Source organism: Brevibacterium daeguense (assembly GCF_021729135.1).
Lineage (GTDB): Bacteria > Actinomycetota > Actinomycetes > Actinomycetales > Brevibacteriaceae > Brevibacterium > Brevibacterium daeguense.
This window is the reverse complement of record NZ_JAJTWW010000001.1, coordinates 659,521-686,469: the sequence shown is the minus strand read 5'-3', so window position 1 is coordinate 686,469 and position 26,949 is coordinate 659,521. Positions and strand designations below refer to the sequence as shown.

Here is a 26,949-nt window from a genome sequence, read left to right as displayed (position 1 = left end):
CCCACTCTACGCTCCTCAGCCCGCCGCTCCTCACAGCCGGCCCTGGCTCAGCTCGTGACCGGCACCTCCGGAACGGACACGTCGATCGTCTTCGGGCCGGTGCCCAGCAGGGCTCGCGCGACCTCGAACTTCCGGGCGGCGTCCTCCGGCGAACCGAAGACGATGGTGACCTCGTCCTCCTCATGGAGGTACACGATGCGCAGGTCCTCCGGGGAGCCGGCAGTCATCGACACGATATTGGCCCTCTCCGCCTCGGGCACCGCTGCCATGAATTGCACCGCGGAGGTGATCGCAGCCGGAATGTCGACGACACCATCGAGCTCGAGCACCGGCAGCTCAGGCTCCGCCGTGACGCTGTCGATCCTGTTGCCCTCGCCGTCGTAGCGGTCCCAGCGACCCGCATCAGGAACGGCGAGCACAGGCCGCCGGTCGGTGACCGAGATTCGCAGGGAATTCGGACCCGACCAGCGTGCCCGGATCTCGGCGGCCTTGGGATAGTCGTCGAGCAGCTGCCCCTCGAGCGCACCCAGTCGGATCCGCGGCAGCGGCGTGCCGGCGTGCGCGCTGAGCACTGATTCCCGAACCTCCTCCGGATCGGTGAGCTCACCGCCGGTGACCTCGACGGATCTGAGCTCGAGCACGGGGGTGAACCACGCGACGCTCAGCAGCGCCGCGAGGGCTGCGACGACGGCGGCGCCGATCCCCCATCGCAGCATCCTCCTGCGGCGGCGCTGCGCGAGGCGATCGCTGAGGCTGAGCGTGGTCATGCGGTGCTGAGCGCTGCCACGATCTCCGGCCCGAGCAGGGTGACGTCGCCGGCCCCCGCGGTGATGACCACGTCTCCCGGCCGCACTCGGTCGACGACGTACGGCACCACATCGGCGAACGAGGGGAGGAATGCGACGTTGTCGTGCGGCACCTCGGCGGCCACGATCGCACCGGTCACCCCCGGGATCGGGTCCTCCCTGGCGGGGTAGACGTCGAGCACCACGACCTCGTCGGCGATGCCCAGGGCTGTCCCGAACTCGGCCTTGAAGTTCTGGGTGCGGGAGAACAGATGCGGCTGGAAGACCACGTGGACTCGACCGCCGGGATCGACGACCGAGGACGCCGCGGTCAGCACCGCCGTGAGTTCGGTGGGATGGTGAGCGTAGTCGTCGTACACCCGCACGCCGCGACCCGCTCCGCGCAGCTCGAAGCGGCGCCGAGTCCCGCCGAAGGACTCGACACCGGAGATCGCAGCGGTGACCGACAGCCCGAGCTCGTGGGCGACGCACACGGCGGCCGTCGCATTGGCGGCGTTGTACGCCCCCGGCTGCTGCAGGCTGATCGGGCCGTGCACCTGGCCGTCGAGCTCGATGCTGAACTCCGCGCCCGAGGCGCCCTCTCGGAAGCCGACGATGCGGGCGTCGGATTCGGGCGCCTGGCCGTAGAGCAGGACCCGCGTGCCGGTCTGCCCGGCCTGCTCGGCGATCTCCCGCGCACCGGGGTCGTCCGCGCAGGCCACGATCGTCCCGTTCTGCTCGCCGACGTGGGCGCAGAACTCCACGAAGGCCTCGCGGACTGCCTCCCAGGTCCCGTAGTGGTCGAGGTGATCGGGCTCCGCGTTGGTGATGACTCCCACGGTCGGGCGGTAGAGCAGGAACGAGCCGTCCGATTCGTCGGCCTCCGCGACGAACACATCCCCCGTGCCCTCATGGGCGCTGGTGCCGGTCGCGGTGAGCACTCCCCCGATGACGAAGGACGGGTCCGCGCCGCACGCCTGCAGCGCCACCGTCGTCATCGACGTGGTCGTGGTCTTGCCGTGGGTGCCCGCCACCGCCACTGCCCGCCGATCCACCATCAGGGACGCCAGCGCCAGCGACCGGTGGATCACCTGCAGGCCGCGGACGCGGGCAGCGGCGAGTTCCGGGTTCGACTCCCGGATCGCGGAGGACACGACAACGGTGTCCACATCCCGGATGTTCTCGGCACGCTGCCCGATGCTGACCTGCGCGCCCTGGGCGCGCAGGGTCGTCACGACGCTGGACTCCTTCGCATCGGATCCGCTGACCGGGATGCCGCGCATGAGCATGATGCGTGCGATCCCGGACATTCCTGCACCGCCGATGCCGATGAAGTGGACGCGGCCGAGCTCCTCGGCTCTGGGGATGGTGTCTGTCATTCCTGTCCTCGTTCCTGGCTGGGATCGACGCGTTCCCGACCACCGGCAGCACCGGCGGCGTCGGCAGCGCCGGCGGCGGTACCGGAGTGATTCGGAGTGGGGGCGCCGGACGGCAGCGGCGGAAGGGGTCGTTCGAGGGCGCGATACACCTTCTGCACCATGGTCTGCGCCGCCGAGCGCGGAAAGTCCATGTTCTCAGCGGCAGTCGTCATCGCCGACCGCCGCTGCTCGTCGCCGAGCAGCGGAATCACCGTCGAGCGCACGGCGTCGCCCGTGAAGTCCGCATTGTCGATGACGAGTGCTGCCCCCGCATCGACCGCGTCGGCGGCGTTGAGGCGCTGCTCGCCGTTGCCGATCGGCAGCGGCACGTAGACGGCCGGAACTCGAACCGCGGTCACCTCGGCCACGGTCCCGGCGCCTGCGCGGCAGATCACCAGATCGGCCGCGGCATACGCGTTCTCCATCCCGTCGACGTAGTCCACGACGTGATAGTCCCGGTGCTCGCGCGCGGCCGCCATGAGTTCCTCGCCCTTGCCCCGGCCGGTGATGTGGAGGATCTGGCAGCCCGCGGCCATCAGATCGGGCATCGCGTCGCGACAGGCCTCGTTGATCGCCTGTGCTCCGAGTGACCCACCGGTGACGACGAGGGTCGGCAGCTTCGGGTCGAGACCCAGCCGGGCAGCGGCTGCGGCCCGTGCAGACGAGTCCCGGTGGTCGACGGCCTCGATGCCCTCGCGCATCGGCATGCCGACGTGCTCGCCGGGCAGCGGCGTGCGGGCGAAGGTGTAGCCGATCAGCTCCGGGGAAGTCAGCCGAGCGCCGAGGCGGTTCGCCAGCCCGGGCCGCGCGTTCGCCTCGTGGATGACGATCGGGACGCCGGCGCGTCTGGCGGCCAGATATGCGGGAGTGGACACATAGCCCCCGACACCGACGACGACATCGACTCCGCGGCTGCGAATCAGCTGGGACACCGCCCTCACGGTTCCCAGCAGCCGACCGGGGAACCGGAGGAGAGAGGCATCGAGCCTGCGGGGAGCCGGCACCTTGTCGATCGTCACCAGCTCGAAGCCGGCGGCGGGGACCAGTGTGGTCTCGAGGCCCTCCTCGGTTCCGAGCATGATGAGCTCGCTGTCCGGTTCTCGCCGACGCAGGTCCTCGGCGATCGCGAGCATCGGCGAGATGTGACCGGTGGTCCCGCCACCGGCGAGCAGCACTGTCAGGGGCATTGAGGTCTCTTCACTTTCTGCGGGCGGGACGGCGGGCAAGGACTGCGAGGGACCGGCGGACTCGGCTCGACTGGGCGCGCATCGCCTCCAGCGCCCCCGCCTCGGCGCGCGCGAAGGACAGCATCATGCCGACGGCGATCAGGGTGGCGATGAGAGCCGAGCCTCCATAGGAGACGAGGGGCAGGGGCACCCCGATCACCGGCAGCACACCGGCGACGACGCCGATGTTGACGGCGGCCTGCCCGATCAGCCACACGAACACGCCGGCAGTGGTCGCCTGGACGAAGCGGTCGTCGGTGCGCATGAGGATCCGGATCAGTCCGTAGCCGAGCACCAGGAACAGCAGGATCACGATGAAGGAGCCGACAAGCCCCAGCTCCTCGCCGATGATGGCGAAGATGAAGTCGTTGTGCGCCTCCGGCAGCCAGGACCATTTCTCCCGGCTGGCCCCCAGGCCGACGCCGAACCAGCCTCCCGAGGCCAGGGCGAACAGTCCGTGGTTCGACTGCCAATGCTGCCCCAGCGCGTCCATCTGCGCCGAGTCGCCGCCGGTGAACATCGCCTTGATGCGGGCCATCCGATTGGCGCTGGTCAGCACCATCACTGCGACGACGGCGAGGATCGCGGCAAGGGCGGCGAAGAAGTATCTCCATGGCACCCCGCCCACGAAGAGCGCGCCGAGGGCCAGCCCCATGATGATGATTCCGGTGCCCAGATCGCGGCCGTAGAGGATGAAGCCCAGCACGATCCCGAGCACGGCGACCGCAGGCATGAGCTCCCTGATGCTGTGCAGCTTGGTGGCCTTGTTCGCGAGGAACACGCCCAGCCACAGCGCCAGCGCCACCTTGACGAACTCCGCGGGCTGAGCTTGGACGCCGCCGATCTCGACCCAGCTGGTCGAGCCGTTGACCGTCTGTCCCAGACCCGGGATGAACGGGAGCACCTGCAGCAGCATTCCGAGGATGATCGCAGGTCCGGCGATGAATCGCCAGAACCGCAACGGCGCCAGGGACAGGGTGAACATCATGAACAGCCCGATCAGCGCGAACACCAGCTGCCGATTGAACAGCGTGAATGACGACCCTTCTCCCCCGTCGTAGGAGACGATCGACGACGCGGACAGGACCATGATCAACCCGAGCGCGGTGAGCGCAAGAGTGGCGAACAGCACGATGTAGTAGCTGGTCACGGGCAGCTCGAGGAGCCGCCGAACCGACGCCCAGACCCCGCTGCCGGAGCGGATGAAGTCCTCCGGCGTGGTCCGGCGCACGCGTGGTTCGGAGCTGCGCGTGGGAATTCCGAGGAAGCCCATCAGCCCTCCAGATATGTCGACACCGCTTCTGCGAACAGCTCGCCGCGGGAGGCGTAGTCCCGGAACTGGTCCATGCTCGCCGCCGCCGGCGCCAGCAGCACTGTGTCCCCCACCTGCGCCCACGTTCCGGCCGCACCGACTGCCTCGGCGATGACCTCGGCGCCCCGCAGTTCAGCAGGCAGTTCCGCATCGTCGATCTCGTCGATCTCGTGGACCGGCACCCCGGGGGCATGTTCGCCCAGTGCACGGCGCAGCGGCTGCCGGTCGGTCCCGATGAGCACGACCGCGCGCAGCCGGTGCGCGTGAGCGGCCACGAGTTCGTCATAGCGCGCCCCCTTGGCCAGGCCGCCCGCGATCCACACGACCGATTCGAACGCCGACAGCGCCGCATCCGCGGCGTGAGGATTGGTTGCCTTCGAATCGTCGATCCACTGGATCCTGCCGCTCTCGCCGACCACTTCGAGCCTGTGCCCGCCGGTGGTGTGAGCACGCAGACCATCTCTGATCGCGATCGGCGGCACGTCGAGCGACCGTGCCAGCGCGGCCGCGGCCAGCGCATTGGCCACCTGGTGGGGCGAGGCGGGACGATCAGGGTTGCCGGAGGCGGCGGCGACGTCGGCGGTCGAGGCCAGCTCGGCCGCCGAGGTTCGTCGCTCCGCGACGAACGCGCGGTCGACCAGGACGTCGTCGACGAGCCCGAACTCCCCAGGACGCGGGATCCCGGTGCCGAAGCCGATGGCCCGGGCACCTGCGATCACCTCGGCGTCCTCGACCATCGTGCGGGTCGTCGGGTCGGCGACGTTGTAGACGCAGGCGCGCGCCACGTTCGAGTAGGCCTTCGCCTTGTCCGCGATGTAGGAGTCGCGGTCTCCGTGCCAATCGAGATGGTCATCTGCGATGTTGAGCACGGCCGCGGCGTGGGCGGACATCGAGAACTGCCAGTGGAGCTGGAAGCTCGACAGCTCGATCGCCAGCACATCGGCCTCCGGGTCGAGGACGGCCTCCAGCAGCGGTGCGCCGATGTTGCCGCAGGCCCGCGCGCGCAGACCGGCGGCCTGCAGCATGGCGGCGAGCATCGACGTGGTGGTGGTCTTGCCGTTCGTTCCGGTCACCACCAGCCACGGCGCGCTGTTGGTTCCCCGCACGCGCCAGGCCAGCTCGACTTCTCCGATGACCGGGATCCCGGCCCTGTCCGCGGCCGCCAGGAGAGGCTGATCGGGCCGCCATCCCGGGGAGGTGATGATCAGGTCCGGAGTCCTGCCCGAGCGGCTGCACGGGATGTCCGCGACGTGTTCGTCGCCGCGCCGGATGTCGACGTCGAAGACGCGCAGGATCGCCTCGCGCTCGGAGAGGTCGCGGGCGGTGTCCGAGTCGACGACGATCACCTCGGCACCGCGCTCCGCCACGTGAACGGCCGCCGGATACCCGGACACGCCCAGTCCGGTGACGAGGATCGTCAGACCTGCCAGTGATGAGGTGGGTCCGTGCAGCGCGGCCGGGATCGCCTCGGCGTGGGGATAGCCGACGGGCTCGGCGCCCGGCGACACGATCGGCGGCAGTCCGGCATCAGTCAAGATGGGACACCCACTCGGCGTAGAACAGCGCGACAGCTGCGACGACGAAGAGGATGGCGATGATCCAGAACCGGATCACGATCGTGACCTCCGCCCACCCGCGGAGCTCGAAATGGTGCTGCAGCGGCGCCATCCGGAATACCCGCTTGCCGGTGAGCTTGAAGGAGACGACCTGGATGATGACGCTCAGGGTGATGATGACGAAGAGACCGCAGATGATGATCAGCAGCAGCTCGGTGCGCGACATGATCGCCAGCCCGGCGATGGCACCGCCGATCGCCAGCGAGCCGGTGTCGCCCATGAAGATCTTGGCCGGTGAGGCGTTCCACCACAGGAATCCGATGCAGGCTGCCGCCATCGCGGCGCCCACGATCGTGAGGTCGCGGGGATCGCGGACCTCGTAGCAGCCCTGCCGGGCCTGGCTCATGAGGTCGCAGTTCTGGGTCGACTGCCAGGTCGTGATGATGACGAAGCCGGCGAACACCACGGAGGCGGCCCCGGCAGCCAGACCGTCGAGCCCGTCGGTCAGATTCACGGCATTCGACACTGCGGTGACGATGAGGTTCGACCAGAGGACGAACAGGACCAGCCCGACGAGCGTGCCCGCGAAGGCGAGGTCGACACTGGTGTCCCTGACGAACGAGATCGCTGTCGACGCAGGCGTCTGGCCGTACTGATTGGGGAACTGGAGGGCCAGCACCGAGAAGCTGATGCCGACGAAGCCCTGTCCGATGAGCTTGCCCGCCGGCCGGAGTCCCAGGGATCTCTGCCGGGAGACCTTGATGTAGTCGTCGATGAAGCCGACCGCGCCGAGGCCCGCCGCCAGCCACAGCACGAGCAGGCCGGACACGGTCGGCAGCGATCCGGTGAGCAGGTGGGCCAGGAAGTAGGAGATGAGCGTGGCCCCGATGACGACGACCCCGCCCATGGTGGGGGTCCCCCGCTTCGTGGCGTGGGAGGCCGGGCCGTCGTCCCGGATGAACTGGCCGTAGCCGCGCTTGACCAGCACGCGGATCAGGAGCGGAGTGCCGACGAGGGTGAGCACGAGGCTCAGGCACGCCGCGATGACGACTGCGATCATTGCGCCCCCGACACCCCTGCGATCTCATCGCCCAGGTACCGCAGGCCGGCGTCCCGAGAGGACTTGAACAGCACGATGTCCCCGGGCTGCAGCTCGGCCTGGAGCAGTTCGCGGGCCTCGGCGATCGAGGGCACCCACGCGGCCTCGTTGCCCCATGAGCCCTCGAGGTTCGCGGCCTGGAAGATGGGCTTGGCTCCCTCGCCGACGACGATCGTCCGTCCGATGTTGAGGCGGACCACCAGCCGCCCGATCGAGTCGTGGGCCTCCACCGAGTCCTCGCCGAGTTCGAGCATCTCCCCGAGGACGGCGAAAGTGCGGCGGGGACCTGTTGTGTCGTCGCCGCGTCCCATCGCCGCCAGCGTCTTGAGGCTGGCGCGCATGGAATCCGGGTTGGCGTTGTAGGCGTCGTTGAGCACGGTGATGCCCGAGGGTGAGTCGATGAGCTCCATTCGCCACCGGCTGGCCGCTCCGGAGGTCGCCAGCGTGGTCACGATCGAGCGGGCCGGGATGCCGCACAGGTGGGCGACCGCAGCAGCTGCCAGCGCGTTCGCGACGTGGTGCTCGCCGAGGAGTGCGAGTTCGACGGGTGCGGGTTCGGCGTCGGGGAGATGGAGGGTGAACGAGGTGCGGCCCGAGGCGTGCGCCTGGATGCCGCTTGCGCGGACAGCGGGCTCTCGCTCGGGTTCCGCCTCCCTACTGAACCAGAGCGTGCTCACGCCTGCGGCCAGCACCTCCTGCATCGCCGCGACCCGGTGGTCGTCGGCGTTGAGGACCGCCCATCCGCCCTCGACCAGCGACTCGACGAGCTCGGCCTTGGCGCGGGCAGTGTTCTCCAGCGAGCCGAAGACTCCGGAATGCGCGGTGCCCACCCCCAGCTCGACGGCGATGTCCGGCCGCACCAGGGAGGTGAGATAGCTGAGATTGCCGATCGAGCGGGCGCCCATCTCGAGCACCAGGAAGCGGGTCGTCTCGGACGCGCGCAGCGCCGTCAGCGGGACGCCGACCTCGTTGTTGTAGGAGTTGGGCGGCCACACCGTCTCAGCGTGGCCGGCGAGCAGATCACCGGTGAGGTCCTTGACCGTGGTCTTGCCGGCCGAGCCGGTGATCGCGATCACGGTCAGCTCGCCGGTCTCCCGGAGCGCCTCGACGCTGAGCCGGGCCAGCTGCCCGAGCGCCACCGTCGCATCGGCCACGTGCAGGGACGGCAGATGCTCCCCGTCGACGGTCGGCACCGCCTCCGCGATGATGAGCGAGGCACCGGCTTCGATGGCCGCCGGAGCGTAGTCCAGGCCGTCGGCGGTCTCGCCGCGGCGGGCCACGAAGACGTCGCCGGGCTGGACTTCCCGGGAGTCGGTGACGACTCCCCCGGTGAGCAGTGTGTCGGGAGAGATTCCGTAGAGTTCGCCTTTGAGGGCTGTCGCCACCTCGTGCGCTGCAAATTGCTTCATATCAATCCTGAACTCTACCGGGTCCGGTGTGGGACCCTCGCGATGCGAGCGCGCTGCGTGTCTGCTCGCGGTCGTCGAAATGATGCTTCACGCCGGCGATCTCCTGCCCCGTCTCGTGCCCCTTGCCGGCGATCACCACGGTCCCCCCGCTGCCTGCGAGGTCGATGCCGGTGCGGATCGCCTCGGACCTGGAGCCGATCTCGAGGACCGAGGCGGCGCGCGTCCGGGCGCTGCCGTCGGCGATCGCATCGCGGATGCCGGCGAGGACCGCGGCGCGGATCTCTGCCGGGTCCTCCGAGCGCGGATTGTCGTCGGTGATGATCACCACATCGGCCTCTCGCGCGGCGGCCCGACCCATGGCGCGGCGCTTTCCGCGATCGCGATCGCCCCCTGCGCCGAACACGATGACCAGCGGTCCGGTGCCCTCGTCGAGGCCGGCGAGCACCTGCTCGATGGCGTCGGGCGTGTGCGAGTAGTCGACGATCGCCCGTGGGTCGGCCGGATTGATGACCTCCATGCGCCCGGGAACCGGGGCCTCGAAGGAGCCGGCGCACCGCGCGAGGTCTGCCGGCGAAGTCCCCGCCCTCTCCAGCATGACCAGCGCCAGCGCTGTGTTCATGACGTTGAAGTCGCCCGGCAGCGGTGACGTCCCTGCCAGCTGCACTCCGGCCGGGCCCGCCAAGGTGAACCGTCCGAGGTCCTGCATCGTCACCAGCCAGTCGGGAGCATCCCCGGGGTCGGTGCTGATCGTCACCACCGGAACCTCCGCCTCGGCAGCGAGGCGGCGGCACCAGTGGTCTGCCAGCACGATCACCCCGGAATCGGAGAAGGCCGGGGTGAAGAGCTGTGCCTTGGTCCGGAAGTACTCCTCCATCGTGCCGTGGAAGTCGAGGTGATCCTGCGTCAGGTTCGTGAACCCGGCGACCCGGAAGCGCGCGCCGTCCACCCGATGCTGGGCCAGCGCGTGGGAGGACACCTCCATCGCGCACGAGTCGACGCCGGCCGCCCGCATCCGGGCGAGCAGCGCATGGAGCTCGGGCGCCTCGGGCGTGGTGCGCACGCTGGGCTGCTCCGTGCCGGCGATGAGGGTGGCGATGGTGCCGATCACCCCGGTGGTCCGGCCCAGCGCGGTCAGCAGGCCGTTGAGCATGTACGCGGTCGTCGTCTTGCCGTTGGTTCCGGTGATTCCCAGCAGCACGGGATGTGCGGGGTCGGTGCCGTAGATCTGCGCCGCGATCGCGCCCAGGTGCGCCCGCGGATTCTCCGCAACCAGGTACGCGGTGGTCTCACCGGTCTGCGGCGCTGCCTGTCGGATCATCTCCAGCCCCGGCGGGTCGGTGAGGATCGCGCGGGTGCCGCGCGCGATCAGCTGCGCCGCGAACTGCGCTCCGTGGACATTGGCGCCGGGCAGCGCCGCATAGAGGAATCCCGGCTCGACGGAACGCGAGTCCAGGGACACCCCGGTCACGGGAACCTGCGGGTCCCCGAGCACGCGGATGTCGGCGTCGAGCGCCAGGTCGGCAATCAGCATCTACTTCCATTTCTCGGGCGGGAGCGTCGGCTTCGCGGTGGACGGCGGGACCCGCAGGTGCCGCAGGGCGAACCCTGTGACATCCGAGAACACGGGAGCTGCCGCTGACCCACCGTAGTAGCCCTTGCGAGGCCGCTGCAGGGTCACCGAGACCGCGAGCTTCGGATCCTCCGCAGGAGCCACACCGACGAAAGAAGCAGTGTAGCCGTCATAGCCGCCTCCTTCATCGGCCGGAGCCTGAGAGGTGCCGGTCTTGCCGCCGACTCGATACCCGGGAATCGCGGCGGATCCGCCAGTACCCTCGACGACAGTGGCTTCGAGCATCGACATCACCTGGGCGGCCGTGTCCTCGGACACGACGCGGGTGCCGGAGCCGTTGGGCGCCGGGGTGACCTTGCCGGAGTCGTCGATCATTCCGGAGACCAGCTGCTGAGGCATGCGCACTCCGCCGTTGGCGATGGTGGCGAACGCCGAGGTGGTCTGCAGCGCAGTGCCGGACATGCCCTGGCCGAACATCACCGTGTACTTCGTGCGCCCGTCCCATTCCTGGTAGGGATGCAGAATGCCGCCGGTCGCTCCGGGGAACGGGATCTCGGAGTCCTGACCGAAGCCGAAGGCCCGCAGGTAGTCGTAGCGCTGCTGGAGGGAGAGTTCGTCGCCGGCGAGGAGGGTGCCGGTGTTCGAGGAGTTCATGAGGATGCCGGCGAAGGTGAGCTTCTGATCATCGTGGGTGCTCGAGTCCCGGAATTCCTCGTCGTTGGGAGCCTTCCAGGTGTCGGGCACGATGAACTCGGTCTCCGGGGTCACCAGCCCCTCTTCGATGAGGGCCGCAGCCGTGATCATCTTGGCGGTGGAACCCGGCTCGAACATGCCGGTGAAGATGCGCGAGCCCCGGTCCTCGGCATCGACTGCGCCGGGGTTGTTGGGATCGACGCTGGGCGCCTCCGCCGCGGTGATGATGCGGCCGGTCCCCACGTCCTCGATGACGATCGAGCCCCATTCCGCATCGTGCTTCTTGACCTGGTCCGCAATCGCCTGCTGGGCGTAGTACTGGATCGTCGGGTCGATCGTCAGCTGCAGGCCTGTGCCGTTCTGTGCCGGGGTCACGTTGTTGTCGCCCAGCGGGATCATGTCTCCGGACAGGCCGCGCTCATACTGCTGCTCGCCGTCACGGCCCTGCAGCGATTCGCCGTACTCCAGCTCCAGTCCGGCCAGCGCCTGGCCGTCGGATCCGACGAAGCCCAGCAGGTTGCCACCCACCGCCCCTGCCGGGTAGGACCTGATGGCGTACTCCTCGACGCTGACGCCGGGGATGTCGAGCTCGTCGATCTCGTGCCACACCTCTGCGGTGACCCCGTCGGCCACCGGGTTCCACAGCTTGTCGCCGGCGAGCTTCGGCAGCAGGAGTCCGGGTTCGGTGTCGAGCGGACCCGCCATCGCTTCGGCCGCGCCCCAGGCGCCGATGAGATTTCCGCTGTCGTCCTTGAACCGCGCCACGTTCTGCTGGTCCACGACGAGTCGGTACCGCATGGCGTTGTCGGCGAGGACGGTGCCGTCCGCGGCGGTGATGACGCCGCGGGAGGCAGGAAGGGGCTTGGTCACGAGGCGGGAGTCGAGAGCCTGCTGGGCCAGGCTCATGGTGTCCATGCCCTGGATGGCCACGAGCTGGCCGGTGATCATCACGAATATCGCAGCGGTGGCCACGATCAGCCACCGCATCCGGTGCCGTGGGTCAGGCGGTCCGGAGGGTCTCCGGCGAACCGGGCCGCTGCCGCCCCCGGCCGACGACCGGGCATGCGGAGCGCGTCGTGCCGTGGGCTTCCGACGAGTGCTCGGCTCCGTGCCCCTGCCTGTCCGGTGGGCGGGGTCAGGCTGTCTGCGGCTGCTCGCCTGTCGACGTGTGCCCTGCTGAACCCCTGGTGCAGCCGACGAGCGCGAGCGGCTCCTGCGCTGCGGTGTCGCTGTCGTCATTCCACTTCCTCGCCGAGCTCGCCGGGATCACCTGGGTCTCACATCGCATTCATTCGGGACTGCGCTGGCTGGGGGCCGGGATCTCCTCCGACCCGCCGCCCACCGCGGGCAGCTTCTCGTCCGATCGTAGGTTCGGTCGCACGTCCTGACGTGCATCGGCGCGCGGGCCCGGGACGGTTTCCGGATTTCTGTGCGTGTTCCCCGGAACTTCTCCGGGACTGATGATCTTTCCATCGGAGAGCCGGATGTACTCGGGTGTCAGGTCGCGCTCCAGCCCGAGCTCCTCGGCGGCGGCCGCGATGTTCTGCGGACTCTCGCGGTAGGAGATGTCCTCTGTCAGCTGATCGCGCTCCGAGTGCAGACGGTCCTGCTCGATCGTCAGCTGCTCGACTCGATACGTGCTGTGGGAGATGAAGATGTTCAGCAGCAGCACCCCGAGGATTCCGATGACGAGGGCGAGAATGCACACCGCGGAGAACGGCAGCCGACGTCGCGCGATCTCCGGCACGACCAGGCGCAGCCGGGCCGCCTCGCTGCCCCGCAGGGGTGCCGTGCTGTGCTTTCGAACCGGCGCCGTTTCGACGGCCTGTGCGACTGGGCTCATGCCGGCTGCTCCTTCGTCTTCGCGACGGCCCGCAGCCGCACGCTGGCGGACCGCGGGTTGATCTCGATCTCGGCGGTGTCGGCCTTCTCCGCACCCCGGGTGAGGTCGGTCAGCCAGGGCTGCAGGTGGTCGGGGACGATCGGCAGCTCGGGAGGAGCCGCCGAGGTGGTGCCGGAGCGGAAGATCCGCTTGACGATCGTGTCCTCGAGGGACTGGTAGGACTCGACGACCACCACTCCGCCGATGTGCAGGGCGCGCAGCGCCGCCGGGAGGGCTGATTCCAGGATCTCCAGCTCGCGGTTGACCTCGATCCGCAGCGCTTGGAAGGTGCGCTTGGCCGGGTGCGAGCGCTTGCGCGCGGACTTGGAATCGGGGACGACCCGCTGAAGCATGTCCGCCAGCTGGTCGGACGTGCTCCAGGGGCGCTCACCGCGATCGGTGACGATGATGCGTGCGATCCTGCGGGCGAAGCGCTCCTCGCCGTACTCGGAGATGATGCGGGCGAGCTCCGACTCGCTGTAGCTGTTGAGCACGTCGGCCGCCGTCAGGGGGTCTTGCGGATTCATGCGCATGTCCAGCGGCGCGGGCCGCGAATAGCTGAAGCCGCGCTCGTCCTCATCGAGCTGAAGGGACGAGACGCCGAGATCGAAGAGCGCCCCGGAGATGCGCTCGATCCGATGGGCGGAGAGCACCTCGGGCAGCGCGTCATCGGTCGTATGGACGGCGGTGAAGCGCTCCCCGAAGGATGCGAGGCGGGCTGACGCCTCGGCAATGGCCTGGGGGTCGCGATCGATGCCGATGAGTCGGACGTCGGGGAACTCGCGCAGGATACCCTCGCTGTGGCCGCCCATTCCGAGCGTGGCGTCGATGATGACCGGAGGCAGACCGAGCTCGCGCGCGGCGGTGACGCCATGACCCAGCAGCTCCACGCACCGCTCAAGCATCACCGGCACATGCAGGGGTTCCTCCACGTGCCCGTCCGGATGATCGTCCACGGCCTCCTCCTCTCGTCTGTCCGTTCTGCTGCCTGTGATCTGCCACTCGATCCAGAACCTCGCCCGCCCGAGCCCTGGCACCGGGGAAGAGTGTCAGGACCGTTCGGCTTTGGAACCGGGGAAGTGCCCCAAAACCGGCGGCGGGCGAGGATCTCGACCGAGTTCTCAGATCACGCCGGGAATCACCTCGTCGGTGCGCTCGGCGAACTCCTGCTCTCGTTCGGCCAGATACTGCTCCCAGGTCGCGGCGTCCCAGATCTCGACGCGGTTTCCCATTCCGATCACAGCCAGGTCCCGGTCGAGCGAGGCGTACTGACGCAGGATCTGCGGAATGGTGATCCGCCCCTGCTTGTCCGGCTGTTCGGCCGAAGCTCCCGACAGGAACACACGCAGATAGTCACGGGCCTCCTTACTCGTCATCGGAGCTGCTCTCATCTGCTCGTGAACGGTCTCGAACTCCCGGGTCGAGAAGAGGGTGAGACAGTGCTCCTGTCCCCGGGTGATGACCAAACCGTTCGCGAGCTCCTCACGGAACTTCGCGGGCAGGATGAGACGGCCTTTGTCATCGAGCCGCTGCATGTGCGTGCCCAGGAACATGGCGTCTCACCCCCTTCGAAACCCCAATCGGCTCCGATGGCCCCCACTGTACTCCACTTTGCACCACCGACAACCCCACAACGCCGGAAATGCTGGGTCAAACAAGCATCTGCCCTGGTGAGCGCTGTGGTGAGAAGTGGGGGATTTTTTCCGTCGCGGGCTCACCCGGGAGGGGGCGGGGCGCGGATTCCGGCTCGGTACGGCGCGATTCGGCCCTGCAGAGGGCCTGGATCCGGCCCGAGGAGGGCACCGGGGAGCGGAGTGGAGCGACCGCGTGGAGCGAAGTGGGGAACCAAGTGGAGCGACCGCGTGGAGTCGGGTGGAGCGACCGTGTGGAGTCAGGTGGAGCGACCGTGTGGAGTCAGGTGGAGCGACCGCGTGGAGCGAAGTGGGGAGCCAAGTGGAGCGAGCTGCCGCCCGAGCGGGCAGGCCGGCGGCAGGAGATGGCGATCACGGGAAGTGGAGTACGCAGACGGGTTGCGAGACAATGGGCAGATGAGTCTGCCGAGCGATGCATCCCAGCCCACCTCGCGCCGAGCGGCGCGGTCCGCCGCTTATCCGACCGTCTCCCCCGCGCAGCCGGCCGACCCGGCGGGCGCGACCGCCGCCGGCGCCGTCGTCGCAGAGCCTGCGATCGCACGCGTCCAGCAGATCGCCGGTGCGGCCCGCACCGCGATGAATTCGGTCCTGGACGGCAAGGACCACGCTGTCCGACTCGCCCTCCTCGCCCTGCTGGCCGGCGGACATCTGCTGCTGGAGGATGTGCCCGGCGTCGGAAAGACCCTGCTCGCCAAGTCGTTGGGTCGCGTGGTGGACGGATCCGTCCGCAGAATCCAGTTCACTCCGGACCTGCTTCCCTCAGACGTGCTCGGTGTGAGTCTCTTCAACCAGGAGAGCCGCCAGTTCGAGTTCCGGGCCGGACCGGTGTTCGCCAATATCGTGATCGCCGACGAGATCAACCGCGCCTCCCCCAAGACCCAGTCCGCGATGCTCGAATGCATGGCGGAGTCACAGGCGAGCATCGACGGCACGACCTATCGGATGCCGGACCCCTTCATGGTCGTCGCAACCCAGAATCCGATCGACATGGAAGGCACCTACAGCCTGCCGGAGGCCCAGCGCGACCGCTTCATGGCCAGGATCTCGATCGGCTACCCAAGCGCTGAGGCCGAGATCGGTCTGCTCGACCACCACGTCGACCACGACCCGCTGGGAAGCCTGCGGCCCGTCACCTCGCTCGCGGAGATCCTCGAAGCACGGGAGATCGTCCGCCACATCACGGCGACCCCGGAGCTGCGCACCTACGTCGTCGCGCTGCTCGAGGCCACCCGCCGGGATCCCGCCGTGGCGCTCGGCTCCTCTCCGAGAGGCGGGGTGCAGCTGCTGCGGGCCGCGAAGGCGCTGGCAGTCCTCAACGGTCGCTCCTACGTCACGCCGGATGACATCCAAGCGCTCGCAGTGGATGTGCTGGCCCACCGGGTGATCCCCAAGGACCACGACGATGCGCAGGTCTCCGCCGACATCATCCGCGCGATCATCGCCCGCACCCCAGTCCGCTGATGCGCCTGACGACCTCCGGAATCGTCTTCCTCATCGCCGGCGTGACCCTGTGCATCGCCGCCTACCGGTTCGCGCTGCCCGGCCTCCTGCCGGCCGGCATCCTGCTCATCATGCTCGTCGGGCTGAGTCTGGCGCTGGCCTTCTTCACCGGCGCCCGCCTGGCCGCCTCGCTCGAGGCACGCACTCGGCGCGTCGAGCGGGTACCCGTCACCGAGGTGGGCCAGGCGCTCGAGATCCGCACGACGGTGACCAACCGCTCTCCGCTGCCAGTCGGGCCGTTCGAACTCATTCTGGAGCCCCAGGACGGATTCGGTGACACCGCCGTCGCACACGTCCCCGGGATGACGGCCGGTGCAGAGGTCTCGGTCGATGCCGAATTCCTCCCCCGCCACCGCGGCATGAGCGGGCTCCGGTCCGTGCGCACCGTCGTCGCCGGGCCCTTCGGCCTGACCGGCGTGACCAAGACGGCCCACTCGGAGTACTCCGTGGCGGTGTCGACCCCCATCCAACCGGTCAGGGCCCCCCGCAGTGCTGGTGCGGCGCGACCCCTCAGCGACAGCCCCCAACTGGTCCGCGGCGACACGAGCCGCGACTTCCACACCCGGGAGTACGTGCCAGGTGATGACCTCAGGCACATCCACTGGGCATCGACGGCTCGGGTGGGCGAGCTCATGGTGCGTCAGGAAGCCGAGGAGGAGACGCCCTTCGTTGCCGTGATCCTCGACACCGGAGTCCGCGAGTTCTCGGGACCGGCGACGGAGCTGCTGATCTCCGGGGCCGCTTCAGTGGCGAGCTCCTACCTCCGCGCGGGCTACGACCTGCTCTTCTACACCTCCGGACGGCGCACGATCCTCTCCGGGAAGCGGGGCGAGGACATGCTGCGCTTGGCATCCGCTCGCTACGAGCCGGGATCACCAGCGATGCCTGACGAGCTGGCCCGACTGGGTGCCGTGGTCGAGGCCGTCATCTGCGCGCAGACGAGCGCACGCGCAGACCAGGTCAGCTCCCAACTGCCACGCAAGACCCCGAGGCGCCGGCTCGTCGCCGAGGAAGTGCCCGAGGCGGCAGGCTTGGGCTCCGAGCTGTTCGGAGAATCACCTGCCCTGCCGGACACCTGGACGCGGAGCGCAAGGAGAAGCCGATGACCGCCGGACCCGAAGCGTCCTCGACTGCACCCGCACCGCGCACCCGAGCGGTCTGGCTGCCGTCGCTCATCGTGTACGTCGCGATGCTGCTGACGGCTGTAAGTCTGACCGCAGTGTTCTCCGACACCGAGTGGTTCGTCCAGGTCATCGTCATGATCACGCTGGTGGTCGTCACCGGTGCCCTGTTCCGATCCGTCCCGGTGCTGCGCGCAAGCGGCATGACGGTCGCCGCACAGTTCGTGGTCGCAGCGCTCGCCGCGGTGTATCTGGGTGTGCCCCATACCCTCGCCGGCGGGGTGCTCCCGACCGGAGCCTCCTTCACCGAGCTGTTCGCGCAGCTGGCCAACGGCATCGACGACATCTATCAGACGACCGCTCCCGCGCCGAGCACACCAGGGTTCCGTACCATCCTGACGGCGGGATTCGGCCTCATCACCATGCTCGTCGACGGCCTGGTGACGGACATCAGGGCCCCGAAGGTCGCCGGGATCCTGCTTCTGCTGGTGTACATCGTGCCTGTGCTCCTGGCGCCCCGGGAGCTCGCCTGGTGGCATTTCGCCGCGATCGCGGCGGCGTTCCTGCTGCTCATGCTGTCGTCCTACCTCGAGACCGCGCACCTGCGATCACCGGCCACAGCAGTGCTCGCCGGAGCCCTGGCACTCGCTATCGGCGTCGGGCTTCCGGTGCTGCTGCCGGATGTGTCGATGCGACCGGATCGGGCGCAGAATCCCCAGGGCGATCTCACCGTGGTCAATCCCTTCCTCGATCTGAAGTCGGACCTGACCTCCGACAGCGACGCCCTCGCCTTCACCTACACCAGCGACGACCCGTTGGCCCCGCCCATCCGGCTGACCTCCGTCAGCGAGTTCGACGGCACCACGTGGATGCCTGCGGAGTTCGACATCGACCCCTTCGCGGTCGCAGTCGAAGGCCTCCCGACTCCACCGGGGGTGACCGCCGATACCCGGACTGTCGATCGCGCCGCGGAATTCGATATCGCCGACCTTGATCAGCAGCATCTGCCCACGCCGTACGCCCCGCAGGGGATCGACGGGCTGTCGAGGCGGTGGATCTACGATCCGGAGACACTCACGATCGTCGGCAACGGCGAGATCACTGCGGAGGCCCAGTACTCCGTCGACTACCTGTCCATCGAGCCGTCGGTCGAGACCCTGCGCAGTGCCGAACCGGTGTCCGCGACGGAATTCGAGGACTACCTTCGGCTCCCGGACGACACTCCCGACCTCATCGCGGAGACCGCGGATGACGTGACTGCCGGGGCCGCAACCGAATGGGACAAGGCCACCGCCCTGCAGTCCTATTTCAGATCCGGGGAGTTCGAGTACTCCCTCGACGCTCCCCCGGAGGCCTCGGGCAGCGCACTCGCGGACTTCCTGCTGGAGAAACGCGGGTACTGCGTCCAGTTCGCCGGAGGGATGACGGCGATGGCCCGCACACTGGGGATCCCTGCCCGCATCGGCGTGGGGTTCGCAGCGGGCACGTCCACCGGGGACGGCAGCTACGAAGTGCGCATCAATCAGGCTCATGCGTGGCCGGAGCTCTACTTCGAGGGTGCCGGCTGGGTGCGCTTCGAGCCGACGCCCGGAGGCCCGGCGGGAGATCCTCCGCCCTGGACCGACGCGGAGGCTGCGCAATCCGAGGAGACGGCCAGCCCCACTCCGACAGAGGAAACGCCGACGGAAGGACCCGAGGCATCCGCTGACGAGGCCGAAGCCGCAGAGGAGTCCGAAGAGGCTGCCGACTCGCAGACTGCGGCAGGGATCGCCTGGACCTGGATCGGGGTCGTCGCGCTCGCAGTCCTCGTGCTGCTGGCTCTGCCGGCTCTCATCCGCCGAGGCCAGCGAGGGCGTCGGCTGCGCGAACCGCTGGCTCCCGAGGCAGTGTGGGAGGAGGTGCGGGCGCTGGCGCTCGACCATGGCGCGGGTCTGGCCCCGACCATCACGGTGCGCGAGCACGTCGAGAACCTCAGCCGGATCGCCCCGGAGGCAGGCTCCGGGCTGCACCAAGTCGGCCGATCGGTGGACGAGTCGCGGTATGCGGGGACCGTGCGCACCGCACTCGACAGAGGCGAGGTGCAGACCGCCCTGCAGGAGCTGCAGAAGGGGCTGGCCCAGCAGGCGGGACGACGCGGGGCTCTGCTTGCGCGACTGTGGCCGGCCAGCGTGTTCGGCCTTCGCTGAGACCCGGTTCGAACCAGCCCGATTCGAACCGACGCGCCGGTTCGCCCCGACGGCCCTGGACGTCCCGGTGCGCCGGTTCGTCCCGAGAACCCGTGCGTTCCGAAGCCGTGGATCGCAGGGAGTCCTGAGCCGGCGGGCGGCCTGAATGTGATTCGGCCCGCTGAGACGAGCTCAGCGGGCCGAAGTCATGGGGAACCGGCGTCGAGGCGAATCACTCACCTCGGCGCCGCTTGTCCCATCGTTCCTCCATCCGGTTCATGAATCCGGGAGACTTGTCCGGCCCAGCCGCACCGGATTTGGCAGAACCTGGCTTCGGAACATCAACACCGGAGGGCTTGTCGTTTCCGGCGATGGCCCAGTACCCACCGGCCACCATGATGGCGAATCCGAGAACACCGCCGATGGCGTTCCACGGAACGGGAAGGAAGTAGATCGCAGCTACCGCAACTGCCGCACCGACGATCAGAGCAAGGACACCGCCGACGAACCGCTTGGCCGACAGGGAACCCGGCCCCACCGGACGCGGCTGCGTGATGTTCTGCGCGAACCGGGGATCCTCGCTGCGGAGTTGCTTCTCGAGCTGGTCGAGCAGCTGTTGTTCATGTTCCGAGAGCGGCATGCCGATTCCCCCTACTAGCACGCGGACGACTGAGTACCACTATCATAGTCCTCTCTCCTCTCCGGACGCATACCGGGAGGGGGATTCGACGGAATCTCTGACGAACCGTCCAGCCCTGGACCGCGCTGGTCGAGTGCCCTGCTGAGACGCGGCTCACTCACCGCCGTGGGCATCGCGGTCGGCGCCCTCGGAGCCGCCTCCCTCGGGTCCCGGCCCCCGCAGGAGCGAGGCCTGGGAGATCGCCTGCATTCCGAACCTGCGGCGCACCGCATCCAGCGCCAGCTCGGCCTCTCGGGGAGACCGGTCCGGCTGGTCGAGAGTCGGCTGCCTGCCGGCGGCATCGAAGTCGATGAGATCGCCCGCGCGCAGCCCCAGCAGGCGAACCGGCTGAGCACTGGTGCCGTGGAGGGTGCGCAGCGCCGGCAGCAGCGCAGCCTGCAGCTCCGCCGCAACATCAGTGGGAGCGGTCAGGGTGACGGATCGCGACAGCGTGGTGAAATCGGCCAGCCGGTACTTCAGCCCCACTCCCCCTGCCGCCTTGCCCTCGGCCCGCAACCGGTACGCCACCGTGTCGGCCAGGCGCAGCAGCTCGCGCTCGAGCTCGGGAAGGACCGACACATCGTGCTGGAACGTGTGCTCCGCGCTGATGGTGTGGTCGCGCGCGGTCGAGTGCACCGTTCGGCCGTCCTTCCCGTGAGCGAACCGGTGCACGGTGGCCCCCATCGAGCCGAGCACCCGCTGCAGCCATGCGGGGTCCGCGTCGGCCGCCTGGCCGATGGTGCGGATGCCGTAGCGGGCCAGAGTGTCCTGAGTCCTCGGGCCCACGCCGGGCAGCGCCTCCACGGGCATCGGCCGCAGGAAACCGGCCACGGACTTCACGGGGACGACCAGCAATCCGTCCGGCTTCGCCCGCGTCGACGCGAGCTTGGCCACCACCATGCTGTCCGCGACTCCGATCGACGCTGTCAGCCCGGTGCGCTCCCGGATCCGGGAGCGCAGGGCGATCGCGATCTGCGTCGGTCGTCCGAGACGCCGCAGAGCCGAACCGACGTCCACGTATCCCTCGTCGACACTGACCTGCGCGTAGTCGTCGGTGACCTCGGCCACGGTCTGGAAGACCTGGCGGGAGTACTTGCTGTAGCGGCCCTTGGACGGCGGGATCACGACGGCCTGCGGACAGAGCTGGACAGCGCGTGCCATCGGCATCGCCGCATGGACTCCGTACTCGCGGGCTTCATAGCTGGCCGACACCACCACCCCGCGGCCGCCCCTGCCACCGACGATCACCGGAACGCCGATGAGCTCGGGGCGATCGAGGAGCTCCACCGAGACGAAGAAGGCGTCCATGTCGAGATGGAGGATCCTGCACCCCGTGTCGTCGGTGCCCAGCGCGCTGAGGTCTCCCCCCGAGCGCGACAGCTGCTTTCGACTCATGTCACCCCCGCCCGGTACCCTGGAGTGCATGATACAACGCCTTGCGCTGGTCGCCGCCGGCATCGCGGCAGCAGCAGTACTCACCGCCTGCACGGCCCCGGAGCCGCAGGACTCCGAGGAGTCTCCGCAGTCGCCCGCCGCCTCGGCCCCGGAGACCACCGGCGGCGAGGACGAGGGAGCCGGAGACGAGCAGCCGGACGTCCAGACCACGCAGGGGGAGCTGCTTCCGGGCTTCCCCGAAGTCATCGAGCAGTTCCCGGACAGCGAGATCGTGTCCTCCTCCATGGGCTCCGGCACCGCAGGCGCGGCGCAGGAGCCGGCCGACGGCGAAGAGGCCGAACAGCAGGAGGGCGACGACCCGGACCAACCGGTTTCGGACCAGGACGAGGGCGATCAACCCGCCCCCGGTGAGGATCAGGTCTCGGCAGCTCTTGTGATGCGCACCGGCGCGAACGAGCAGGAGATCCTCGACTTCTACACCGAATCGCTCGAAGGCCATGGCTTCGCCGCAGTGGGTGAAGCGGACAATCGCGACGGGGTCACGACCCAGGCCTTCCACGCGGAAGAGGACAATCAGACGGTCTCCGTGTCGATCGGTCCTGATCCCGAGGACGAATCGGCGCGCCTGATCACCGTGGGCGGCGTGGTCAACAGGTGACTGCTCTGACCCCTCCCGAGGACGTGATCGCTCGGGTCGACACCGTGCTGGCCGAGTATCTTGAAGGGCTCGCGGGCAGACTCGGCGGGATCTCACCGGCGGCCGCCGAGCTGATCGAGCCGATCCGACGATTCACCGCCCGCGGAAAGCGCATCCGAGCCCTCGTCACCTGGTGGGGATTCGAACTGGCAGGAGGAGACGCCCGCAAGCACCCCGGCATCGCCCGCGCGGCGACCTCGGTGGAGCTCCTCCATGCCGCGGCCCTCATCCACGACGACATCATCGACGACTCCGACACCCGGCGCGGGCGGCCCGCCATCCACGCCGCATACCGCGCCGATCACCGGGAGCGCGGATGGCAGGGTGATCCCGAGCTGTACGGGGTGGGTGCCGGGATCATCGCGGGTGATCTGTGCCTATCGTTGAGCGAGGAGATCTACACCGCCTCCGGACTGGACAGGATCGCCGACCCCGAGGCGGTGCGCCGGCACGACGACTTCCGCCGTGATGTGATGGTGGGCCAGTTCCTCGACATCCGGCTGCAGGCCGCCGCCGTCGACGCGGCTGAGATCGCCGATCGTGCCCACGAGGTGCTGACGTACAAATCAGCGAAGTACTCGGTCGAGCAGCCGCTGCTGCTCGGTGCGGCCCTGGGAGCAGCGGACGCCGGACTCTTCACGCTGCTGTCGGAGTTCGGACTTCCTCTGGGGCGCGCATTCCAGCTCCGGGACGACGAATTGGGGGTCTTCGGGGACCCCTCGATCACCGGGAAGCCGTCGGGCGACGACCTCCGGCAGGGTAAGAAGACGGTCCTGGTCGGAAATACGCTGACGCGGCTCGACGAGCGAACCTGCGCCTGGTTCGCCGACCGGCTGGGCGCGGCTGATCTGTCGGATTCGGAGATCGAGCGGATGAAGGATCTCATGCGCTCAACCGGCGCGCTGGCCGCGTTCGAAGCCGAGATCGACGTGGAGATGGCCAGGGCTCACGCGGCGCTCGACCGCCTGGCGGAATTCGGTCTGTCCTCGGCGGATCGAGCAGTCCTCGCCGATTACGCTATGCGGCTGACCCGCCGGACCGCGTGAGCTCGGTTCCCGAACCTCAGAAGGCGAGCGCCTGAGCGCGGCGCCGGACCTCGCCCTTGTTCCCCTCCCGCAGGAGGTCGATCGGCCGGCCGGGCAGGGAGTCGTCGGGAGTGAAGAGCCAGACGATCGCCTCGTCGTCATCGAATCCTGCATCCGCGAGCAGCACCAAGGTCCCTCTGAGGTGCGGCACCGGAGCGTCCTCCTTGAGGAACAGGGCCGGCACCTGGAAGACGCTCGGACTGCCGTGCTTGATTCCGGCGATCGCGCGATCCTCGACCCAGCGGCGGACCTTGGAGATTCCGACATCAGTCGCATCAGCGATATCGGGCAGGGTCAGCCAATCGTCTACGAGATTCAGTGAATTGGTCACCTGACCAGATTAGACCCGACACGCCGGACGCGCACGCTCGACTGCGATGAGCAGACTCCCCGATAGGCTGGTTGTGACGTAATCCGCAGATTGCCTTCCCCCTACGAACTGCAGGTCATCGCATGAGTGAAACAGCCAAGCGTCCCACGTCGCCTCGGGCCCGCCGCGCGTACTCTGCCGCGGCCGCGTCCGCTCCGCTGATGGTCGCTGCGCTCCTTGCGGGATCAGCCGCGGGCGAGGATGTCAGCAGCATCCCGGACGACGACCGGCAGCAGCGGCTGCCGGGAGATCATGCCGATGGCCCCGGCTTCACCTCGGGGACGACCACGGACGCCGTCCCGGTGTCCCATGGCGGCCGCACCTACCGGGTCAAGGCCGGCGACACCGTGATCTCCATCGCAGCAGCGCACGGGGTCTCCGCCCCGGCCGTCATCGAACTCAACAACCTCCGCGGTCGGGCGACGATCAGGCCCGGACAGATCCTGTCCCTGCCGGAGCAGAGCGCGCCGACGGCACCAGCTGGTCATCGTGTTCGAGCAGGAGAGACCCTGTCCTCGATCGCCCGGGCGCATGGAACGACCGTTCCGGACCTGCAGAAGGCCAACGCGATGGGCAGTTCGACGGTGATCCGCGAAGGTGAGGTGCTTGCCCTCTCCGGGTCGGGTGCCACCAGCAGTCGTCCGCCCGTTCCGGAGGACGAGGACCTGCCCTATCTGCCCAAGAGCTTCGAGGGCCGGGAATACCCCGAGGACGTCCACCGCGCCGCCCGCATCAACAAGAAGATCCTGCTGGAGCGGAGCGCCCCGTCCAAGGACGAGGTCAAGGACCTGGTGCGGGCCACCGCCCGCCAGATGGGTGTCGACCCCAGCCTCGCACTGGCGGTCGCCCAGCAGGAGTCCGGATTCAATCAGCGCGTCGTCTCTCCGGCCAATGCCATCGGCGTCATGCAGGTGATCCCCGATTCGGGAGACTGGGCGCAGAACCTGACGGGACGCGAACTGGATCTCCTCGACACAGAGGACAACATCGTTGCCGGGGTCGCGATCCTCCGCTGGCTCAAGCGCAACGCCGAATCCGAGTCGCAGGCGCTTGCAGGGTACTACCAGGGACTCGGTTCGGTGCGCGAGAACGGGCTCTACGCCGACACCCAGCGCTACGTGCGCAACGTCCAGGTGACCAAGGAACGCTTCCGAGCACAGGGGCAGAACTCATGATGACTCTCAAGGACCCGTTGCTCGGCGTCGTCCTCGACCATCGCTACCGAGTGGATTCCGTGGTCGCCCGAGGCGGGATGGCGATGGTCTATCGCGGCACCGACCTGCGGTTGGATCGCGAGGTCGCGATCAAGGTGATGCACGCGCACCTCACCGCTGACGAGTCCTTCGTCGAGCGCTTCCGCCGCGAGGCCATCAACGCGGCCAGGCTCAGCCACCCGAACCTGGTGGCCGTCCACGACCAGGGCCGCGACGGCGACGTCGTGTACCTCGTCATGGAGTATCTGGAATCCGTCACGCTGCGCAGGGAGCTCAGACACCGCGGTCGGCTGACCCCGCGGCAGGCGATCGTCGTCATGGACGCCGTGCTGTCCGCGCTCGAGGCGGTCCACGCTGTCGGAATCATCCATCGCGACCTCAAGCCCGACAATGTCCTCCTCGGCACCGACGGCCAGATCAAGCTCGCGGATTTCGGATTGGCGCGCTCCGTCACCAACGCGACGACCACCAAGACACTCATCGGCACCGTCGGATACGTCGCTCCCGAGCTCGTGACGCGCACCGGCGCCGACTCCCGCACCGATCTCTACACCCTCGGCATCATGTTCTACGAGATGCTGACAGGCAGCCAGCCCTACACGGATGAGGTGCCCATTCAGGTGGCCTACCGTCACGTTCACGATACGGTGCCGGCGCCGTCGGAGGCGGCATCGGGGATCAGCCCCCTCCTCGACGCGATCGTGCTGTGGACGACCTCCCGCAATCCCGATGACCGGCCGGAGTCTGCCACCGCCCTCAGGACAGCGCTGGCCGAGGCGCGCACCTCCCTCACCGACGACGAACTCGATTGGGGTTCCGACCAGGAGGTGCCCGCCACGGGCCAGGCAGTGCTCACCGCCACGATCGTCGTCGACGAGGATCCGGAGCGACTGGAGCCCAAGGAACCCGAGGCCCGCACCGATGAGATCCCGTATCTGAGAGGTGCTCGGGGTGCTGGATCGGGCGCTCGCAGCGACTCCTCCGGAAATGCAGGGGCCGGTTCGGCCGGCGCCGCGTCCGCCGACTCCGAACCGGCCGACGATGACGAGGCCGCTCTCGGCCGGGATGACTCCGCACGCCGCACCGCGGGTGAGGCCTCCGAGTCTCGCGAATCCCGCGACGAGGAGACGCTCGCTGCGAATTCTGCCGGGGCGCCGCCCAGGTCCTCCCGTGGCAGCGGCACCCGGCACCTCTCGTCCGGGGCGACGGCCGCCCACCCTCATCGGAAGCGCAAGCGGCTGACCGGTGTCGTGAGCGCCGCAGTCGCGCTCGGTCTTGTCGGCTGGGGGTTCGCCGTCGGCACCGACCCCGTGGCGGAGGTTCCGGGGTCGACCGTCGGCAAGGACCAGCAGGACGTCTCCCGCACCATCGCCGACGCCGGCTTCGATATCCGCACCAAGGAAGTTTTCAACACCTCAGTGCCCGCCGGACGGGTCGTGGGGACCGAACCGGGCCCGGGGACCGAGCTGGCGCCCGATGCGGTGGTCACGATCCTGGTTTCCAAGGGCGAGGAGCTGTTCGGCACGCCGGACGTGACAGGGGGCAGCGAGGACGAGGCGCGCGACGCGATCGAAGCAGCAGGGCTGACCGTGGGCAGCGTCTCCCGAGAGCACTCCGGGTCGGTCGCTGACGGTGTGGTGATCTCGCAGTCGGTGGGGCCCGGAGATCAGGTCACCAAGGGAACTGCCGTCGACATCGTGGTCTCCAAGGGCGTCGCACCGGTGACTGTGCCGATCGTGACCGGGCTGGAGTACGACACTGCGTTCGGCAAGCTCACCCGCCTGGGCTTCCTGGTCGCGAAGGAAGAGGTATTCGACGATTCGGTCGAGAAGGGGCGAGTCGTCTCGCAGTATCCGCGCGGCAAGGCTGAGACCAGCCCCGGGGAGCTCGTCATCCTCAAGGTCTCGAAGGGCAAGGAGCCGGCGCAGGCCGACGACAAGAAGGACGCGAAGGCAGACGACAAGAAGGACGAGGACAAGCCCGACGACGCGCAGGCGAAGGACGAGAGCTGAGTTCCAGACCGGGGCTGAGTTCCTGACCGGGACAGGGACGAACCTCCAGCGGAACGAGAAGGTCGATCTCCTCAGTCGGGAGGAGCGCGCCTCTCAGTCGGGAAGATCG

The 26,949-nt window shown here is 68.7% G+C and carries 22 protein-coding genes; 7 read left to right on the top strand and 15 right to left on the bottom strand.

All coding sequences use genetic code 11. From position 1 onward, the window contains the following. Nucleotides 1-47 precede the first annotated feature (47 nt). The 12 genes from LXN01_RS03155 to mraZ form a co-directional block, all read right to left on the bottom strand. On the bottom strand, nucleotides 48-767 hold the full coding sequence (locus LXN01_RS03155; RefSeq protein WP_236863070.1) for a cell division protein FtsQ/DivIB: 720 nt from the start codon (nucleotides 765-767) through the stop codon (nucleotides 48-50). Then, nucleotides 764-2,164 (bottom strand): UDP-N-acetylmuramate--L-alanine ligase, encoded by a 1,401-nt coding sequence (murC, locus tag LXN01_RS03150; protein WP_236863069.1) that lies wholly within the window; start codon nucleotides 2,162-2,164, stop codon nucleotides 764-766. Before murC ends, LXN01_RS03155 begins: the two co-directional genes overlap by 4 nt. Then, nucleotides 2,161-3,390, bottom strand: coding sequence for an undecaprenyldiphospho-muramoylpentapeptide beta-N-acetylglucosaminyltransferase (murG, locus tag LXN01_RS03145; protein WP_236863068.1), 1,230 nt, complete (start codon nucleotides 3,388-3,390; stop codon nucleotides 2,161-2,163). Before murG ends, murC begins: the two co-directional genes overlap by 4 nt. Nucleotides 3,391-3,400: 10 nt before the next feature. Further along, nucleotides 3,401-4,702: a putative lipid II flippase FtsW gene (gene ftsW, locus LXN01_RS03140; protein ID WP_236863067.1), complete on the bottom strand. Its 1,302-nt coding sequence runs from the start codon at nucleotides 4,700-4,702 to the stop codon at nucleotides 3,401-3,403. Then, on the bottom strand, nucleotides 4,702-6,276 hold the full coding sequence (gene murD, locus LXN01_RS03135; protein ID WP_236863066.1) for a UDP-N-acetylmuramoyl-L-alanine--D-glutamate ligase: 1,575 nt from the start codon (nucleotides 6,274-6,276) through the stop codon (nucleotides 4,702-4,704). The genes ftsW and murD overlap by 1 nt, the downstream gene beginning before the upstream one ends. After that, entirely contained in the window at nucleotides 6,269-7,357 is a 1,089-nt protein-coding gene (gene mraY / locus LXN01_RS03130) for a phospho-N-acetylmuramoyl-pentapeptide-transferase (RefSeq protein ID WP_236863065.1), read from the bottom strand. Before mraY ends, murD begins: the two co-directional genes overlap by 8 nt. After that, a complete protein-coding gene (locus LXN01_RS03125) occupies nucleotides 7,354-8,805 on the bottom strand; it encodes a UDP-N-acetylmuramoyl-tripeptide--D-alanyl-D-alanine ligase (protein ID WP_236863064.1) in 1,452 nt (483 codons plus the stop codon). Before LXN01_RS03125 ends, mraY begins: the two co-directional genes overlap by 4 nt. A 1-nt stretch (nucleotide 8,806) precedes the next feature. Beyond that, nucleotides 8,807-10,336 (bottom strand): UDP-N-acetylmuramoyl-L-alanyl-D-glutamate--2,6-diaminopimelate ligase, encoded by a 1,530-nt coding sequence (locus LXN01_RS03120; RefSeq protein WP_236863063.1) that lies wholly within the window; start codon nucleotides 10,334-10,336, stop codon nucleotides 8,807-8,809. Continuing rightward, entirely contained in the window at nucleotides 10,337-12,055 is a 1,719-nt protein-coding gene (locus tag LXN01_RS03115) for a peptidoglycan D,D-transpeptidase FtsI family protein (RefSeq protein WP_236863062.1), read from the bottom strand. A gap of 301 nt (nucleotides 12,056-12,356) precedes the next feature. Further along, the gene (ftsL, locus tag LXN01_RS03110) at nucleotides 12,357-12,911 is read right to left on the bottom strand and encodes a cell division protein FtsL (protein ID WP_236863061.1); all 555 of its coding nucleotides are present in this window, start codon (nucleotides 12,909-12,911) and stop codon (nucleotides 12,357-12,359) included. Next, on the bottom strand, nucleotides 12,908-13,906 hold the full coding sequence (gene rsmH, locus LXN01_RS03105) for a 16S rRNA (cytosine(1402)-N(4))-methyltransferase RsmH (protein ID WP_336885222.1): 999 nt from the start codon (nucleotides 13,904-13,906) through the stop codon (nucleotides 12,908-12,910). The genes ftsL and rsmH overlap by 4 nt, the downstream gene beginning before the upstream one ends. A 165-nt stretch (nucleotides 13,907-14,071) precedes the next feature. After that, complete coding sequence (gene mraZ / locus LXN01_RS03100; RefSeq protein WP_236863060.1) at nucleotides 14,072-14,503, bottom strand: division/cell wall cluster transcriptional repressor MraZ; 432 nt, start codon at nucleotides 14,501-14,503, stop codon at nucleotides 14,072-14,074. A gap of 495 nt (nucleotides 14,504-14,998) precedes the next feature. On the opposite strand from mraZ, the gene LXN01_RS03095 reads away from it, so the two are divergent. The 3 genes from LXN01_RS03095 to LXN01_RS03085 are packed head-to-tail and all read left to right on the top strand — an operon-like array spanning nucleotide 14,999 to nucleotide 19,409. Further along, on the top strand, nucleotides 14,999-16,063 hold the full coding sequence (locus tag LXN01_RS03095; RefSeq protein WP_236863059.1) for an AAA family ATPase: 1,065 nt from the start codon (nucleotides 14,999-15,001) through the stop codon (nucleotides 16,061-16,063). Further along, complete coding sequence (locus LXN01_RS03090; protein ID WP_236863058.1) at nucleotides 16,063-17,208, top strand: DUF58 domain-containing protein; 1,146 nt, start codon at nucleotides 16,063-16,065, stop codon at nucleotides 17,206-17,208. Before LXN01_RS03095 ends, LXN01_RS03090 begins: the two co-directional genes overlap by 1 nt. Continuing rightward, nucleotides 17,205-19,409: a transglutaminase TgpA family protein gene (locus tag LXN01_RS03085; RefSeq protein ID WP_236863057.1), complete on the top strand. Its 2,205-nt coding sequence runs from the start codon at nucleotides 17,205-17,207 to the stop codon at nucleotides 19,407-19,409. The genes LXN01_RS03090 and LXN01_RS03085 overlap by 4 nt, the downstream gene beginning before the upstream one ends. Before the next feature lie 211 nt (nucleotides 19,410-19,620). Here LXN01_RS03085 and LXN01_RS03080 read toward each other — a convergent pair whose 3' ends face one another. Together LXN01_RS03080 and dinB are read right to left on the bottom strand one after the other, a co-directional pair. Beyond that, nucleotides 19,621-20,028 (bottom strand): DUF3040 domain-containing protein, encoded by a 408-nt coding sequence (locus LXN01_RS03080; protein ID WP_236863056.1) that lies wholly within the window; start codon nucleotides 20,026-20,028, stop codon nucleotides 19,621-19,623. Between the two features lie 153 nt (nucleotides 20,029-20,181). Then, nucleotides 20,182-21,462 (bottom strand): DNA polymerase IV, encoded by a 1,281-nt coding sequence (dinB, locus tag LXN01_RS03075; protein ID WP_236863055.1) that lies wholly within the window; start codon nucleotides 21,460-21,462, stop codon nucleotides 20,182-20,184. Between dinB and LXN01_RS03070 the strand changes: the two genes are divergently transcribed. Beyond that, entirely contained in the window at nucleotides 21,374-22,120 is a 747-nt protein-coding gene (locus tag LXN01_RS03070; protein ID WP_500676684.1) for a hypothetical protein, read from the top strand. The genes dinB and LXN01_RS03070 overlap by 89 nt on opposite strands. After that, entirely contained in the window at nucleotides 22,117-23,205 is a 1,089-nt protein-coding gene (locus tag LXN01_RS03065; protein WP_236863053.1) for a polyprenyl synthetase family protein, read from the top strand. Before LXN01_RS03070 ends, LXN01_RS03065 begins: the two co-directional genes overlap by 4 nt. A gap of 16 nt (nucleotides 23,206-23,221) precedes the next feature. Here LXN01_RS03065 and LXN01_RS03060 read toward each other — a convergent pair whose 3' ends face one another. Then, nucleotides 23,222-23,575: an Rv2175c family DNA-binding protein gene (locus tag LXN01_RS03060; RefSeq protein WP_236863052.1), complete on the bottom strand. Its 354-nt coding sequence runs from the start codon at nucleotides 23,573-23,575 to the stop codon at nucleotides 23,222-23,224. Between the two features lie 122 nt (nucleotides 23,576-23,697). Here LXN01_RS03060 and LXN01_RS03055 point away from each other — a divergent pair, with 122 nt between their 5' ends. Both LXN01_RS03055 and LXN01_RS03050 read left to right on the top strand, forming a co-directional pair. Next, complete coding sequence (locus LXN01_RS03055; protein ID WP_236863051.1) at nucleotides 23,698-24,789, top strand: lytic transglycosylase; 1,092 nt, start codon at nucleotides 23,698-23,700, stop codon at nucleotides 24,787-24,789. Further along, nucleotides 24,786-26,840, top strand: a complete 2,055-nt coding sequence (locus LXN01_RS03050) for a protein kinase domain-containing protein (protein ID WP_236863050.1) — start codon at nucleotides 24,786-24,788, stop codon at nucleotides 26,838-26,840. The genes LXN01_RS03055 and LXN01_RS03050 overlap by 4 nt, the downstream gene beginning before the upstream one ends. Nucleotides 26,841-26,949 lie beyond the last annotated feature (109 nt).